Source organism: Pseudoalteromonas sp. 2CM39R, from assembly GCF_023161845.1.
In genome coordinates, this window is the sequence record NZ_JALNTM010000027.1 from 21,226 (window position 1) to 37,913 (window position 16,688).

Genomic DNA, 16,688 nt, shown 5'->3' on the forward strand with positions numbered 1-16,688 from the left:
GTCTAACCCTTGTGTGATGATCTACAAAGTCTAAGTCACTTTTACAGCGCTTACTGCTAATTTAAAATTAAAAATAGCCCCATACCGGCCAAGGTAGTTAAGTAAATATTATGCGTTTTGTAAGCAACAACAATAGCGACTATGGCAGCACTGAGATAAGGGTTTTGCCAGTTTAGATTAATACCTTCGTCATTTATAAATACAATTGGCACCCAAATCGCCGTTAGTACCGCAGGTGCACTAAAGCTCAAAAACTGTTGCATTTTAGGCCCTACTTTAAATGGCAAGGCGCGGTGTAAGAATAAATAGCGAGTAAAAAAAGTAATACATGCCATTAGTAAAATAGTGGTCATCATTTTTTGGCACCCTTATTTTGCACTAATCTGGTAACAGCGTAACCTGCGCTCATTGCTAGAAGCGCAGAGCATACTAACCATAATTCAAAGCCTGTGCTTTTTAATAAAGTGGCACTGCTCCCTGCAACAATGACTGTAACTAGAGTAGCTAAGTTTTTAATCCCTGGAATTACTAAGGCAATAAAAGTTGCTGCAATAGCAAAATCGAGTCCTAAATTAGTGAGATCTGGAAGCATAGTACCGGCTACAATGCCAATTAGAGTCCAAATATTCCAAGCAATGTAAAAGCTAAAACCTGCGCTCAATGCATAAATTAAACGGGTTTTAGTACGATAGGCGCGAGGGTGGTGCGAAAAGGCAAACAGTTCATCAGTTAACACAAAGCTGACAGGAAGGCGCCAACGCATGGGTTGCTCAATCACTTTGTGACGAACCGCCAAGCCATATAAAAAATGGCGAGAGCTAATAATAAACGTGGTAAAAAGAATGGTTAGTAGAGGGGTATTACCAGCAATGAGCTCAATTGCAACCAGCTGCGCCGAGCCTGCAAATACCAGTAGCGACATGGCTTGAGTTTCAAAAGGGGTAAAGCCATTTTGTATTGCTAACGAGCCACATAAAATGCCCCAAGGAATAACCGCTAAACACAGTGGTAGCATATCTAAAAAGCCTTTTAATACTGGTTTTTTAATTGATTGCATGTGTTTTACTCTGCGCACTGGTAGAAAGACTCATCGGGATACCTTAATATTGAGAAGCTAAAATAGTTAGCGTTTTAGATGATACTTTTTTTTAGGGAAGGTGCAATGTTTAAGGTAAAAGTGTGGGATGGTTTTGTAAGAAGCTTTCATTGGTTATTAGTATTGAGTATTGCTGCGCTTTATTTTAGTGCAGAAGAAGGCATGATCGAACTTCATTTTGTAGTTGGCTTTTTTACTTTAGCGCTTATTTCAACACGGATTATATGGGGTCTTATAGGCAGTAAAACGGCAAGAATATCGGCATTACTGCATTCTCCTAAATCGGCGCTTGCTTCTTTTAGCGGCAAAAAAATAAATGATGTGGGCCATTCTGCACCAGGTAGTTATATGGTGTTATTATTTTTTATCCTGATTATTACGCAACTGGTTAGTGGTTTAACGAGCAGTGATGGCATTTTAACTGATGGCCCGTTAGCGCAGTATGTATCGAGTGATACGATTGATTTTGCCAATTGGTTGCACCATATTAATTTTGATATTTTATTTTATGCGATTATTTTGCATGTTGTGGCTATTATTGCTTACAAAGTCAAAGGCAAGCCTTTGGTCAAAGCAATGATCACCGGTAATAAAGCACTAGCAACAAAAAGCTCAGAGCCAGAGACAAAGGCACCATGGGTTGCATGGGTTATATTTTTGCTACTACTGGTTTTATTAATGAGTACCTGGGGAAGTGAGCATTTAAGTTATTTGCTTAGTTAAAAAAAGTGGCGCTAATACAGCGCCATTTTTGTTCTTAATACACCGTATATATTAGTCTTTGAATTGCTTATGACAATCTTTACAGCCTTTAGCCCATGCACCAAACGCTTTACCAATAACAGCTTTGTCACCGGTTTGAGCTGCTACAGCAAGTTCATCAGCATATTGTTGAAATGCTGTCGCTTTTTTCATAAAAGTATCGTTTTCAGACCATACTGCAGGAAGTGCTGATGTATCACCCTTATCAGTACCTGCGTAAAAAGCTTCCCAAGGCATTTTAGACAATGCCGCTGCGTTATTTGCACGCTGCTTAAATTGCTCTGCATCAAAAGGAATTTTACCCTTGAGCATGGCACCCATATCGCCTATTTGAACTGAAATCATAGAAAATGCAGCTTGGCGATATTCAATCGCATCGCTTGGCTCTTTGAATGCAGAATTTGCAGATACGCTAAATGCGCATGTAGATAGTAACGCCCCGATAAATACTAGCTTCAATTTCACTTTACTCTACTCCTTTAAGGGTTCTTTAATTATCTTTGTATCTTAGCTCAGGCTTTAGTTCAAGATAAAGAGCTGGTTTTAGTCATTTATATCAATATCAGCAAATATCATTCCTCGTCGCATGCTACGTGTCGCTAAGAATACCTCGCCAAGTAATGACATAAATGCACATATTAGCAATGCCATGGCACCAACAAAACAACTACCGATAGTAACACCTAAATTAATCGATTGTATGTGCGATAAAAACAACAGCATAACTACGGCACATACTAATAATGCGCTTAAGACACTTAAACTAAATGCAATATGAATGCAGCGGGAGCGCTTAAGAAGAGCTCTTAATTCTGTAGTTAGAGACAAGTTAAACTCTTCATCAGTACTAACTTTTAATTTTCGCTCTAACTGCCTGGCTCTGTCAGTAATACGCGCTAAGCGATTAGATAATACCCCGAGTGTTGCCGCAATACCTGTAATTAAAAAAACAGGGGCAACGGCTGTTTGAATGACTTTAGCCATAGTTAAAATATTAATTACATCGTTGTTCATATATCTCTCAATTTAAATTATTCATTTACAATGCTTTACAAAGTAAATGTTGTTCTTTTTCTTTTAAATCAGTGTCTTGCGATGGGCTTTAAGGCGGTTGTTATTTTAATGTAGCAATACTGTTGCGCGCACGAAGGGTGGCGTTTTATATTCGCCTATATAGTAAAAAAATTAAATATAGTAAATACAATAATACATAACCTATCCTAGGGGAAACAATGTCTAAAAATATAATTAAAAGAACAGCAATAGCTACAGCTGTATCAGGTGCATTTGTGGCAACATTTGCCAACGCAGTAGCTTTGCCTAACGCGACAATTAATTACACCCAAGCAGAAAAAGTAAAAGAGATAGTTGCTGATAAAAAAGCGCCATCTGCACATATGATTGTTTTAAAAGCAAAAACCTCAGTTGATGCTGTTGCTGCTGGGACTTATCATGTGTCTTCAAATCGAGAAATAACGGCGCAAATTGAGCAGCTTCAAGATATGATGACTGTTGAGTTAAATAGTCTAGATTTTAATGCAAAAATAATTGGTAAAACTAAGATTTTAGCGCCAACGTTAATTGTTCAAGCAACGCCTGAGGCGTTAGCTGAAATTGAAAAAGATGATCGCGTTGCTAAAGTTTTACCAATGTTCGATCGCGAATTGCATGTTGCAGCAAGCTCTGAATATATCAACGCTAAACCACTTATTACTGACGGTATAGCAAGTGGTAAAGGCCAACGTGTTGCAGTGCTTGATACGGGAATCGACTACACGCATGCGGCATTTGGTGGTGCAGGCACAGTTGAGGCTTATGAAGCAGCTCAAGCTGATCCAACATCAGTTGCATGGCCACAAGGTATTGTTCAAGGTGGTTATGATTTTATACGTGATGATGCTGACCCTATTGAAAATGATGCCGCTAATTCACCTTCTACAGGTGATCCCACCAATCATGGTACATCTTCTGCAAACTCAGTAAATGGTATTGCACCTGATGTTGAACTTTACGCTTACTCAGTATGTGGTGGTGGTTGTCCTGGCGATGCACAAGCTGCTGCTCTAGAAGCTGCAATGGATCCTAACGGTGATGGCGATATTTCAGATCGTGTTGATGTAATGAATATGTCTCTTGGTGGTGAGTTTGGTGACACTTACACCGGTGGTGGTACACAATACTTAGTTCAACGTGCAGTTGAGTTAGGTGTGAATATGGTTATTTCTGCTGGTAATGATGGCGATAATCCTTTCCGTGTTGGTGGTCCAAGTACTACACCTAACGCACTATCTGTTGGCGCTATGACTCACCCAACAACTGAAGTAGGTGTTGCATCAGGTACTGTTGCTGGCGTTGAAGGTAATATCCAGGCATCAGGTTTTGGTCCTCAAGAAGATTTTGCTATTTCAGGTGCCGATATTGAGTTAGTTTATCCTGAAACAAACGCAGATGGTTGTGCTGAATTTGCTGCAGATGTTGACTTTACAGGTAAAGCAGTATTAATTGACCGAGGTTCATGTAACTTTACGGATAAAGTTTTACATGCTCAGGCTAAAGGTGCTGAGTTTGTAATGATTGCAAATAATGAAGATGATGGTACCCCTGCATCTATGGGGGGCTTTGATGCCGCGGTTACAATTAAAAATATAGGTATTAACTTTGCTGCAGGCTCTGCTTTAAAGACGCAATTAGCTGCAGGCGGTCCTGCTACATTTGATATTAGTGTTGAAATAAAAACAACTGCAGGTGCTGTTGCAACATTCTCATCTCGTGGTCCTTCTATGGATGGTTTATTAAAACCAGAAATTACAGCGCCAGGAACAAGTATAATGGTTGCAGCTGCAGGAACTCAGGATAAGCTAGCTCCTGTAAATGGTACATCTTTCTCAGGCCCAATTACAGCCGGTGCTGTTGCAATGATTCGTGAAGCACACCCTGAGCGTAATGCGTTTGAGATTAAAGCAACAATTATGAATGCAGCAAACTTAAACGTAACTAATGAACCTCTAGCGATCAATCCTGATTCAGAGCTTGCGCCAATTAGTATGATAGGTGCAGGTTTAGTCGATGTAACTAAAGCGGCTAATTTGCCAGTTGCAGCTTGGGTAAATAATAGCGAGTTTGATACTAAACAAGCCGCACTATCTTATGGCTTAGTAAGCCTAGCGGAAACAGGTTCAATTACTAAAACGGTAACAGTTAAAAACTTCTCTGCAGATGCAAAAACGTATAACCTGCGTACTGAAGCTCGTTACCAAAGTGATATTGATACGGACGCAGTTAGCTGGGATTTCCCTGCATCTATAACAGTTCCGGCCGGTCAAGTGACTACTTTTGACATTACGATGACGGTTGATCCAAGTAAATTACCTGCATGGGAACTAGAAAACCCATTCAGTGCAGATGATATTGCAGCAAGAAGCGCGGCATTAACATCAGTAGAGTTTGATGGTGCGTTAGTATTTGACGATGCATCTACAGATGGCGATCACGATTTACATGTTGTTTATCATGCAATGCCAAAAGCCGTGACTCAGTTGAGCTTCTCACCTGAAACTATTAAAAATGAAATGGCGTTAGTTGTTGAAAATACAGGTCAAGTTGAAGTTTTCCCGCAAGCTGAAAGCATTGTGGCAATGGGTGAAGAAAAATCAGTTGAAGACGCTGAATTTAATATCCTAGCTACTACATTCTCAGCAATTAATGATGATTCTTGTGGTTCAGGTATCTTTATTACTTCATCGATCCAGTTACGAGATCCGTTAACTCATACTTTCCAAGCGGGCTATAGGATTGAAATTGATACAGATAATGATGGCTTTGCAGATCAGTTTTTACAAAACCTAAATGATCGCGGTCGTAGAACTGCATTCCCTGGCCGTAGCCGTACATTAATTGGTACAACTGATGGTGCTGGCAATGATGCATGGCAATGGGGTACACCGTTAATACATGAGGCAGGTGGAAATACTATTACCTTTACCGGCTGTTCAGAGTTCATGAATATCGATGCGTCGCTTCTTGGTGAACCAATGAACTTCAAAGTATCTGTAGGTCACCCTAGTTATCAGTCAGGCATTTTCACTGAAACTGATAGCGTAACTGGAACCGCGGTATTTGGTATTCAACCTCAGGTTACAATTTCGCCTTATGGGGCAACTGAAACGGATGAAAAAAATAGCGTAACAGGTTCTGCAGTATTTGATGTTCAGCTTGGTACTGAAATGGCAACTGATGAAGTGGTTACTTCAATCAAGCCAGGAGAAAAAGCGGTAGTATCAGCAAATGGTCCTTTTGTACTATCATCAGGTACTAACATTATTAAAGTGATGGCAGCTGAAGACCTAGAATTACCGGACGTTGAAGCACCAATGTTGATTGGTGGTGAGTTTAGTGTTTCTGAAGATGCAGCTGATGGAACCGTGGTAGGTGCGTTTACTATTGAAGAATCAGATTTAGACTTGGCAGTTTCAGAGTACTACGTTCAATCTAATACAAACCTTGGTTTTGCAGTTGATGCAGAAGGCCAAATTGTGGTTGCAGATACAACTTTATTAGCGGGTGATACATCTGCAGAAATGGAAGTTGTTGCGATTGATGTTCGTGGTAATGTATCTGCACCTGCAATGGTAACAATATCCGTTACTAAAGTAGCACCTCCTGTTGTTACTCCTGAGCCTGCTAAGAAAAGCTCTTCAGGTTCATTAGCTTGGCTAACATTGCTAGTAGCGCCATTTGCATTTATGCGTCGTCGTAAGCAAAAGTAATGTACTAACTTAAATGTTTATAAAAGGGAGCTTCGGCTCCCTTTTTACATAGCTTCACAAACTAAATCTCCGTGCTATTAAATATTAGGTATATTTAATAAAAATAAAAACTACAGAGATTCCAATCAATGAAACACACCCCATTTGTTCTTACTTTTATATCCTTAGCTATTTTAGGGGGATGTAATAAAGCCCCTGATGTTGAGCAATCAGCAAAGGTTGAAAATGTAGCTGCTCAAACCGAAGTCATGCCGCCGATTGCGAAGAAAGTGCCATATGAAATGACAATCCATGGCGACACTCGCATCGATGATTATTATTGGATGCGTGATGATGAGCGTAAAGCTCCTGAGGTAATTAGTTACCTAGAGGCTGAAAATGCTTACACAGATGAAATGCTTGCGCATACTAAAACACTGCAAAGTAGTTTATTTGAAGAGCTTAAAGGGCGAATTCAAAAAGATGATGACTCTGTTCCAGTAAAAGACGGAGAGTACTATTACTCGTCGCAAACTCGCGGCGATAACGAGTATGCTACTTATTTACGCAGTAGTGATTTTGCAGGCACCGATCAGGAAGTTATTTTAGACGTCAATGAACTAGCTAAAGGCCATGACTATTTTGCAGTTAGTGGTCTGAGTGTCAGCCCAAATGATAACTTAATGGCGTATGGTGAAGATACGGTGAGCCGCCGTGTTTACAATATAAAAATTAAAGATTTAAGCACTGGTAAATTATTAGAAGACACGCTTGAAGGCACCAGTGGTTATGTTGTGTGGGCGAACGATAATAAAACTGTTTATTACATTAAAAAAGATGCGCAAACCTTACTCGGTTACCAAGTTTATCGTCATACGCTTGGTACACCACAAAGCGATGATGAGCTTGTATACGAAGAAAAAGATACGAGCTATTACACTGGTATGAGCAAGAGCAAAGACGGCTCAGAAATTTATATTTGGCATAGCAGTACTGATGCATCGGGTTTGTCAGTACTTAGTGCAAACGATATAAATGCTAAGCCAAAGCGCTTAATTGAGCGTGAAGCCAACCTTGAGTACAGCATTTCCAAATTAGGTAATACTTATTACATTGTGACTAATTTAAATGCGGTTAACTTTCAGCTAATGAAGGCCGATATTGATAAAGCCGGTGATAAATCGAATTGGCAAAGTGTGATCCCTGCGCGCGAGGATATTAAACTTGAAGGCGTAGAGTTATTTAATGACTACTTAGTATACCAACAACGCGAAATGGGCCAATCAACACTGATTGCACGTAATTTAACATCGGGCAAAGAGTTACCACTAAGCTTTAACGACAGTGCATATACAATTAATGCGTACGGTAACAACGAATTAGAAAGCGATACGCTGCGCGTTTACTACACCAGTATGACCACTCCGGGTTCATCTTATGATGTTAATTTGGCGACTGGCGAAAAAACATTATTGAAGCAACAAACGGTATTAGGTGACTTTAACGCGGATAACTATGCGTCTGAGCGTATTTTTGTCACAGCACGCGATGGCGTAAAAGTACCGGTGAGTTTGGTGTATCGAAAAGAGCTATTTAAAAAAGATGGCACTAACCCATTATTGCAATACGGCTATGGTTCGTATGGTGCAACAATGGATCCTAGTTTTTCTTCTGCACGATTAACGTTGCTTGACCGTGGTTTTGTATTTGCAATTGCCCACGTACGTGGTTCGCAAATGTTAGGGCGCCCGTGGTACGAAGCGGGTAAATTACTCACTAAAAAGAATACGTTTAACGACTTTGTAGATGTTACTAAGTCATTGGTAGCCCAAGGTTATGGCGATAAAGAGCAAATTTTTGCCCAAGGTGGCAGTGCTGGTGGTTTATTAATGGGCGCAGTGGCAAACCAAGCGCCTGAGCTATATAAAGGTATGGTGGCTGCGGTTCCATTTGTTGATGTGGTTACTACTATGCTTGATGAGACTATTCCGCTTACAACTAACGAGTATGGTGAGTGGGGTAACCCTAACGAGAAAGAATATTACGATTATATGTTGTCGTACTCACCGTACGATCAAGTTAGTAAACAAGACTACCCTAATATGTTAGTAACAACAGGTTTGCACGACTCACAGGTTCAATATTTTGAGCCAGCAAAGTGGGTTGCAAAGCTGCGTGACTACAAAACAGATGATAATAAACTACTATTTAAAATAGACATGGAAGCTGGCCATGGAGGTGCGTCTGGTCGTTTTAAACGCTTGGAGGACACGGCACTTAACTATGCATTTATGCTTGATTTAGCTGGTAAAAATAAGTAATAAAATAAAAGCGTAGCTTTTTAAGTGACCCCCAGTAGTTGTATATTGTAATTACTGGGGGTTTTTTATATTTGAATTGCCGCCAATTAAAGCTGCTTGGTATTAGCGCAAAATAGTAATAGTATATTGAGTTAAATTACGGTGTTTTACGAAAAGGGAAAATGTAATGGAACAAAATCAAGAGATTAAAGTCGTCAATAAAGATGACCGCACCTGGGCAATGCTATGTCATTTAAGTGCATTAGCGGGGTTTATTGTGCCATTCGGCTCGGTGCTAGGTCCCCTTATTATCTGGCTAATTAAAAAAGATGAAATGCCTCTAGTTGATATACACGGTAAAAAAGCGCTTAACTTTCAAATTACTATGGCTATAGCTTACTTTGTGTGTTTTTTACTAATTTTTGCAGCTGTTGGTTTACTACTGTTACCTATGGTCGCTATTTTTTCATTTGTGATGGTGGTTATCGCAAGCGTGAAAGCCAACGATGGTAAAGAGTTTAATTACCCCCTTAGCTTAAATTTAATAAAATAAGCGTTTTGATTTAAGTTAAAAAGTCGTTCAAACCCAGCTTAATTGCTGGGTTTAGTTTTTAGTCATAAGGGAAAAATGCTCTATATAACATTATTTTTTACAGCATTTATATCGGCTACGTTATTACCCAGCTCGTCTGAAGTATTGATGGGTGGGATGATAATGCAAGGTAATACTAACTTATGGCTAATTTGGTTTGCAGCAACCTTAGGCAATGTATTAGGCAGTTGTGTTAATTATTGGCTTGGAACACAAGCATTACGCTTTAAAGATAAAAAATGGTTTCCAGTTTCTGAAAAAGGGCTCAAAAAAGCGCAAAAGCAGTTTAATAAATATGGGATATATAGCTTACTGTTTGCGTGGTTACCTATTGTTGGCGATCCACTAACTGTTATTGGCGGCGTGTTTAAAGTGCGCTTTAGTATGTTTTTAGTGCTAGTAACACTCGGCAAAGGGCTACGTTATTTAGCTGTAATAGCCCTTGCCGTTGGATTATTTGTGCCAGTCCAGAGTTAGCGACACAGAGTCTGCAAAGCGCAGCGCATGAGGTTTATCCACTCGGGCTTTGGCGTAATTTACACTTGGGTGCGAGTGGCAAACAGCAAGAATTTCAGCAACTAATTTTTCTAACAATAAAAAGTGACCCTGTTCAACTAAGGTAATTACTTCTTTAGTAATTACCTTGTAGTTAAGTGCTTGTTCTACTTCATCAGTTTCACAAGCTTGATCAGCCGGATAATGAATTTCTAAATTAATGACTACATCTTGTTTTTTTTCACGTTCATCTGGATTAAAGCCAATAAACGTGCGTAGCCGTAAGTTAGTTACATTAATTATTGCGTTTGCCATAGATTATCCTTTGATCAGCTGTAAAAACTCATTACGTGTTTTCGGATCGGCTCTAAAGTTACCAAGCATAACCGAGGTACGCATACTTGAATTTTGTTTTTCTACGCCACGCATCATCATACACATGTGTTTTGCTTCAACAATTACACCTACACCTTTTGCACCGGTTACTTCCTCGACCGCTTTAGCAATCTGATGGGTAAGTTGCTCTTGAATTTGAAAACGCCGAGAGAACATATCCACAATACGTGCAAACTTAGACAAACCTAATACTTTGCCATCAGGAATATAAGCGATATGACAGCGGCCAATAAATGGTAATAAATGATGCTCACACATAGAGTAAAGCTCTATGTCTTGTATTAATACCATATCGTCAGCATCTGAGGTAAATACTGCATTATTAGTGATTTCGTTAAGCGTTTGGCGGTAACCTTGAGTTAGGTACTCCATCGCTTTTGCAGCGCGTTTTGGAGTATCGAGCAACCCTTCACGTTCTGCATCTTCACCGACTGCGGTTATAATTTTTTGATAGCTTTCTTTTAATTCGTTATGCATAAGTTTCTCGTTTATTTAGATGGCTTACTTAAGATGGCGACCACCATCAACAGGTAAAGCACGGCCTGTGATGTAATGGCTGTTCAGTAGTAGGTCGATACTATTGATAATTTCTTGGCATCCAGGTTCGATACCCATTAATGATTTTTTTAAAGTTTTAGCGCGATACTGCTCATCATCATGTTGATTAAAAATAATTAATGATGGTGCGACTGAATTCACTTTAATATTCGGTGCATATTTAGCACTAAATGATTTGGTTAAATTATCCAAGGCGGCTTTGCTGGCCGCATAGGCTAAGTGTTTTGGGCTGCCAGTTTCCACTACGTAATCAGTTAGATGAATAATGTCAGCGGGCTTAGCGTGAGACGCCTGATAATTTAATAGTAAATCTGCACAGCGTAAGTTTACCAAGTACGGTGTTTTTGCATGAATGCGCATCATATTGTCAAACAGCTGCTCAAACTGAGGGTTGTTAGCTTCACAGTCCCAGCTTGATGCATTATGAATTATCGCGCTTAGTGAGTCAGTCTGTGCTTTAAGTAATGTAATAAAAGTATTAATACCCTCATCAGAACTAAAGTCAGCATAAAGACAGATCGCCCCTTGTTGTTCTAGCAAATCTACCGCTTTATGGCGGGTACGATAAGTAATAATGACCGCTTGCCCTTGGGCTATAAAATGCTGTGCAAGCGCAAGTCCAATACGTTGTCCTGCGCCAGTAATCAAAATAGGGGGGGTCATAAAATATAAAACTCTCTGTTGGCAAGCGTTAAGGTTAACCGTTAAAATTTAAGCCACTTATTTTCACGCCATTTTTACGTAAAATATAAGCGGCTCGATCAGTTAAATCACACTTATAATATTGATTTAAAAAGCATCGTATATTGTTGGAATAGGCTGGCGCTTATGTTGCGTGCGTTGGTAAATTGCAATCAGTGTTTGCTCCACATGCTCAGAGACTGGTTTACCTTCTAAAAAGTCATCAATTTCTTCATAGCTTAAGCCTAGTGCTTCCTCGTCAGTTAAACCTGGTCTATCACTTTCTAAATCGGCAGTAGGTGCTTTTTCAACTAACAAAGCAGGTGCACCTAATGCTGTTGCCAATGCTCTAACCTGACGTTTAGATAGACCAAACAAAGGTGCTAAATCGCAGGCGCCATCGCCAAACTTAGTATAAAAACCAGTAATGTTTTCGGCGCTATGGTCGGTACCTACAACGAGCCCTTGGCAAAACCCAGCAATTTCATATTGTGCAATCATGCGTTGGCGTGCTTTCACATTGCCTTTAATAAAGTCTATTTTTTCTTGTGTTGGCAATGGCTGATTATTGCCAGCTAAAGTTGCCATCGTTTGCTCGTGCAGTGCGTCGGTTGCAGGCTGAATATTGACTGTCATACGGGTGCTGGGTTTAATAAAATCAACCGCCATTTGTGCTTCGCTTTCATCTGCTTGCACTCCATACGGTAAGCGCACAGCAATAAATTGATACTGTGTATCTTGGTGTTCTTGATTAAGCTCATTAATAGCAAGTTGGCATAATCGGCCACAGGTTGATGAGTCTACACCGCCACTAATACCTAGTACCAGTGAAGTTGAGTATGCGGCTTTTAAACGTGCTTTAATAAAATTTACTCGGCGTTTAATTTCAGCGTTAACATCAATACTAGGCTGAACTTTCATTTCAGCCATAATTTCGGCGCGCATGGCCCGCTCCTTAAAGTTAAAAAGTTTTAATGCTCAAAAAAGAATAGCTATTATGTGATTTCAAATTACACAATTAAAGCCCTATATACTCTTTTATTTGTTTAAGTTGAGCTTTTAGTTCGTTAATTTCAGCAAGTAGATCATTGAGCTCTTGATTTTTTAACTCGTCAGTAATGGTCTGTGTTGCTATTGGCTCATCGTTTTCTGCAGAAGGTGCTGTAAATAAGTGAATATAACGGCTATCACGCTTACCAGATTCGCGAGGTAGTTTTTTTACATGGCTGTTTTCAATCAATTGTTCAAGCGATATTTCAACGTCGTCAATACTGGTAAAGTCAGCTAATCGAGCGCAACGGGTTTTTAATTCACCGGGTGTTTGAGCTCCCCGCAATAATAATAAACATATAATGGCGCGTTGTTGTGCGTTAAATTGTAAGTGGCTAAATTGTGTATTACAAAAGCGATGGTCGTATTTAGATACACGCCCACTGAGACCTTCATCTTCTGTTACCAAGCGTAAGTCGATTAATTCTGCAATGGTAGCCTGAACTTGCTGTTGGCTTAATTCGAGCACAGGAGCGCGATTTGATTTTTGATTACAGGCATTCGTTAAGGCATTTAATGATAGTGGGTAATGTTCAGGCGTTGTTGTTTGCTTTTCCAATAAACAGCCAATAACTCTTTGTTGTTCAACTGATAACTGCATAATATCCCTTACTTCATCGATTCTATTTTAAGCTTACACTGTTATTTAGCGCTAAGCCATTGTTGCAATTTAGCATGCATAGCAGGGCCATCGAGAGGTTTACTTAAATAGTCGTTCATACCGGCATTTAAACATTTGTCTTTATCTCCGCGCATTGCATTAGCCGTTAGTGCAATAATGGGGATGGTTTGATTCTCTAGACCCGCGAGGCCCTCTCTAATAGCCATGGTAGCTTGGTATCCATCCATAATAGGCATTTGGCAATCCATTAGAATAAGTTGATAAGTGTTTGCGTTTGCTTGGTTTAATTTCGTTAGTGCATCCTCGCCATCCTCTGCAATATCAAAAGTGAGCTCGGCTTGTTTTAATAATGCACAGGCAACTACTTGATTTACTTTGTTATCCTCTACTAACAACACATGGCCTTTCGCTTTTTTAGGTGTATTAATCGCTGGAGGGAGCGCTAACTCTTTGGGCTGTGCTGCCAATGTTACTTTTACCAGCGTGTCATACAAACCAATAGCGGTGAGTGGTTTAAAAATTAAGGCTGCTTCATTGTTTCCATAAAATAAATTGCTTTTTGAATAGCTCATTGGAGCCATAATCAGAATATGACTGTTCACTAAAAAATGTTTCAACTTTTCAGCCAAGGGGTGTGCTACAGGCTCCAAAAAGCTTGTATCAATAATTGCCACATCCGGCGGTGTTTGTTGATTATTAGTTATATAAGTTTCAACTTCTTTATAATCACACACTGCACTGACATCTGCGCCCCATAGCGTTAATTGCTTTTCGATGATGGTGGCATTCATCTCGCTATTATCAACAATGAGTATTCGCTTTGCTTGTATATGTTGGCAATCTAAATCAAATGCTTGGTCTATCACTGAGGTAATGTTGACTGAAAAAGTAAAGGTGCTGCCTTCATTAGGTAGGCTATATACACTTACTTCGCCTCCCATGAGTTCGCACAGCTGCTTAACTATTGCCAAGCCTAAACCGGTGCCGCCATATTGGCGGGTTGTTGATGCATCAGCTTGAGTAAAAGAATCAAATAACTGTTTTTGCTTCTCTAAACTAATACCAATGCCGGTATCAATAATCGCACATTCTAAAGTCGTATCATCGAGAGTTTTTTCTATAGTAGCGGTTACCAGTACTTGTCCGTTTTGAGTAAATTTAACGGCATTGGCAATCAAATTATTTAAAATTTGTCGCAATCTATTTGGATCACACACAATCTCACTGGTGCTTACATGCGTAGTATCTAAAATCAATTGGGTGTTATTGCTTTCGGCCTTGAGCGCAAACGACTCCACAATTTCGCCGAGTAATTGTGGTAGATTAAATTGAATGCTTTCTATGTCTAACTTACCAGCTTCTATTTTAGAAAAGTCTAAAATATCATTAATAATCCCTAATAAAGATTCTGCTGACGACTGGGCAAGTTTAATATGATGACGTTGTTGCTGATCAAGAGAGGTCGCCTGAATGATATTAAGCATACCTAACACCCCATTCATCGGGGTGCGAATTTCATGACTCATGCTGGCTAAAAACTCACTTTTAGCGATCACCGCTTGTTCAGCGGCTTCTTTTGCCATTACTAGTTCTGCTTCCGTTTCTATGCGCTGTTCACTAGAGTAAAGGCTTCCTATTAGTGCGCCGATTGCAATTAAAAAACCTTCTTCGTTTTGCGTCCATGCTCTAACCCTTGCTTGTTCTGCGCATACAACACCAATTGATCCGCTGCCTGCGGGGATCATTACACAGAGCATTGCTTTTATAGATGAAGGTTCTAGGTAGCTTTTTGCTAAGGGTGCGAGGCAAGCTTGTTGTTGAGCATTCTGGGCGCTAAAAACGGCTTTCTTTTCTAGGGTGGTAAAAAAATCAGGAATGTCTTGCTGGCGCCAAGGGGTATTATTATCACTGTTATTTTGGCTATAACTTGCAATAGGACTCAGTTGAGTTTTGTGCTTATCAAACAAGCGAATGCTTACTGTATTCACTTTAAGTGCACGACACACCGCACGAGTAATTAGCTCTTTAGATTCGCTAAATTTACCATTTAATATGTGGTCGCTAATTGTTAGCGACGCTAAAGTTTCGTTAAAGCGGGCTATTTTTTGATCTTCTATTGCTACCTTTTTACGGGAATCAATATTTTGTAATGAGCCGAATATTCTTATGCAGCGTCCATTTTTATGCTCTGCTTCACCATGTATGAGTGCCCAAATTACTTCGCCTTTGGCATTAATAACTTCAAGTTCAGCCTCGTAACTTTCACTGTATTTAACCGCTTTAGTGATCAGTTCAGCTGCCTTATCTCTGCTTTTTCCCTCTTTAAAGTAATATAAATCGGATGACCATTTAGGTTGCTCATCTAAAGGGTATTCAAATATCTTTTTGGTCATGTCTGACCAAAATACCTGTTTTTTTTCTAAATCAAATGACCATGCACCTACTTGAGCTAGGTTACTCATTACCTCGAGCATTTTTTCGTTTTCGTGTTCTCTATTGAGCATTTTTAAAAACAATAAAAACGCAAAAATAAGCAAACTTAAAATAACACTAATAACAATACGTAATGGCCAGACAGACGACGATGCTGGCTGCCAACCTGTTTTTGGCACTACATAGAGCTGCCAAGCACCGCCTTGGAAATTTAGATTAAACTCAAGCGGATTTTGGCTTGTAATTTCTGGGTCACCAAAGAAAAACTCACCTTGCTTACCTAACCCGTTACGTCCTTGAATGGCAACGGTGTATTTTTTTTGTAATTCGAAAATCCCTGCGTTGTTATAGACTTTTTCTAGATCGAGCACCACAGAAAGCAGCCCCCAAAAAGATTGGTCTTCAGGTAAATAAACCGGCACTCGTGCAATCAAAGCTTCATTGCCTTGAACTAACGTGAGCGGTCCAGCCATTACAATGGTATTAGTATCGCGTGCTTTAATAGCATCATCGCGTTGCGCTTTATTTTCTAAAAAATTGAGTCCAATGGCTTTTTCATTCCCTTTAAGCGGGTAGGTCATTGTGATGACCATATTAGGTGCAGCACCAATATTGCGTAGTTCGTTAGAGGTGTTAAACAGTGGGGCGGCAATTTGCCCAAAACGTGTTTGGCTTAAATTTGGCTCAGCAGCAACGGCTACAGCCAAGCCACGTATTAACTGAATATTTGATACCAAAGTAGCTTCAAGCTGGGCTCTGTAGGCACTGACTTGAGAAAGGACTTGTAAACGGTAAGCATCTTTTGCCCGATTATAATTAAGCCGCTCAAGCACTAAGCTAGTTATTACAAGTAAACTGATTGCAAATAAAAAGGTAAGCTTAAAATTATAAATGGATGTGCGTTTACTTTTGCGTTGTTGCCACATAGGGTGTAATTAAATTGTTAATATAGAAAGCT

General features: G+C 39.7%; 15 protein-coding genes. 5 read left to right on the plus strand and 10 right to left on the minus strand.

Annotated features, from left to right (window positions below; translation table 11 throughout):
- Positions 1–56 precede the first annotated feature (56 nt).
- A complete protein-coding gene (locus tag MTF66_RS33830; RefSeq protein ID WP_008108977.1) occupies positions 57–356 on the minus strand; it encodes an AzlD domain-containing protein in 300 nt (99 codons plus the stop codon).
- Positions 353–1,057 carry an AzlC family ABC transporter permease gene (locus MTF66_RS33835; protein ID WP_138622421.1) on the minus strand — a complete coding sequence of 235 codons (705 nt, stop codon included), beginning with the start codon at positions 1,055–1,057 and terminating at the stop codon, positions 353–355. The genes MTF66_RS33830 and MTF66_RS33835 overlap by 4 nt, the downstream gene beginning before the upstream one ends.
- Positions 1,058–1,162: 105 nt before the next feature.
- On the opposite strand from MTF66_RS33835, the gene MTF66_RS33840 reads away from it, so the two are divergent.
- Positions 1,163–1,819, plus strand: coding sequence for a cytochrome b/b6 domain-containing protein (locus tag MTF66_RS33840; RefSeq protein WP_138622423.1), 657 nt, complete (start codon positions 1,163–1,165; stop codon positions 1,817–1,819).
- Positions 1,820–1,870: 51 nt separating this feature from the next.
- Here the strand turns inward: MTF66_RS33840 and MTF66_RS33845 are convergent, their stop codons facing one another.
- Together MTF66_RS33845 and MTF66_RS33850 are read right to left on the minus strand one after the other, a co-directional pair.
- The gene (locus MTF66_RS33845) at positions 1,871–2,323 is read right to left on the minus strand and encodes a cytochrome c (RefSeq protein WP_138622425.1); all 453 of its coding nucleotides are present in this window, start codon (positions 2,321–2,323) and stop codon (positions 1,871–1,873) included.
- Between the two features lie 78 nt (positions 2,324–2,401).
- Entirely contained in the window at positions 2,402–2,872 is a 471-nt protein-coding gene (locus tag MTF66_RS33850; RefSeq protein WP_008108981.1) for a DUF2721 domain-containing protein, read from the minus strand.
- Positions 2,873–3,090: 218 nt separating this feature from the next.
- On the opposite strand from MTF66_RS33850, the gene MTF66_RS33855 reads away from it, so the two are divergent.
- The 4 genes from MTF66_RS33855 to MTF66_RS33870 all read left to right on the plus strand — a co-directional run bounded on the left by MTF66_RS33855 (position 3,091) and on the right by MTF66_RS33870 (position 9,972).
- On the plus strand, positions 3,091–6,624 hold the full coding sequence (locus MTF66_RS33855) for a S8 family serine peptidase (protein ID WP_138622427.1): 3,534 nt from the start codon (positions 3,091–3,093) through the stop codon (positions 6,622–6,624).
- A 128-nt stretch (positions 6,625–6,752) separates the two neighbouring features.
- Positions 6,753–8,924 carry a S9 family peptidase gene (locus tag MTF66_RS33860; protein ID WP_248529978.1) on the plus strand — a complete coding sequence of 724 codons (2,172 nt, stop codon included), beginning with the start codon at positions 6,753–6,755 and terminating at the stop codon, positions 8,922–8,924.
- Positions 8,925–9,090: 166 nt separating this feature from the next.
- Positions 9,091–9,456: a DUF4870 domain-containing protein gene (locus MTF66_RS33865; protein ID WP_138622429.1), complete on the plus strand. Its 366-nt coding sequence runs from the start codon at positions 9,091–9,093 to the stop codon at positions 9,454–9,456.
- A 75-nt stretch (positions 9,457–9,531) separates the two neighbouring features.
- The gene (locus tag MTF66_RS33870) at positions 9,532–9,972 is read left to right on the plus strand and encodes a YqaA family protein (RefSeq protein ID WP_054202893.1); all 441 of its coding nucleotides are present in this window, start codon (positions 9,532–9,534) and stop codon (positions 9,970–9,972) included.
- On the opposite strand, the gene folX is transcribed toward MTF66_RS33870, so the two are convergent.
- The 6 genes from folX to MTF66_RS33900 form a co-directional block, all read right to left on the minus strand.
- Positions 9,949–10,305 (minus strand): dihydroneopterin triphosphate 2'-epimerase, encoded by a 357-nt coding sequence (folX, locus tag MTF66_RS33875; protein ID WP_054202892.1) that lies wholly within the window; start codon positions 10,303–10,305, stop codon positions 9,949–9,951. The two genes, MTF66_RS33870 and folX, sit on opposite strands and share 24 nt — an antisense overlap.
- Positions 10,306–10,308: 3 nt before the next feature.
- Positions 10,309–10,863, minus strand: a complete 555-nt coding sequence (folE, locus tag MTF66_RS33880; protein WP_008108996.1) for a GTP cyclohydrolase I FolE — start codon at positions 10,861–10,863, stop codon at positions 10,309–10,311.
- A 24-nt stretch (positions 10,864–10,887) separates the two neighbouring features.
- Positions 10,888–11,607 (minus strand): dihydromonapterin reductase, encoded by a 720-nt coding sequence (folM, locus tag MTF66_RS33885; protein ID WP_008468539.1) that lies wholly within the window; start codon positions 11,605–11,607, stop codon positions 10,888–10,890.
- A 126-nt stretch (positions 11,608–11,733) separates the two neighbouring features.
- Positions 11,734–12,570: an ammonia-dependent NAD(+) synthetase gene (gene nadE / locus MTF66_RS33890; RefSeq protein ID WP_054202890.1), complete on the minus strand. Its 837-nt coding sequence runs from the start codon at positions 12,568–12,570 to the stop codon at positions 11,734–11,736.
- A gap of 73 nt (positions 12,571–12,643) precedes the next feature.
- Positions 12,644–13,276, minus strand: a complete 633-nt coding sequence (locus MTF66_RS33895; protein WP_055013085.1) for a YceH family protein — start codon at positions 13,274–13,276, stop codon at positions 12,644–12,646.
- 41 nt (positions 13,277–13,317) lie between these two features.
- Positions 13,318–16,656: an ATP-binding protein gene (locus MTF66_RS33900; protein WP_248529979.1), complete on the minus strand. Its 3,339-nt coding sequence runs from the start codon at positions 16,654–16,656 to the stop codon at positions 13,318–13,320.
- Positions 16,657–16,688 lie beyond the last annotated feature (32 nt).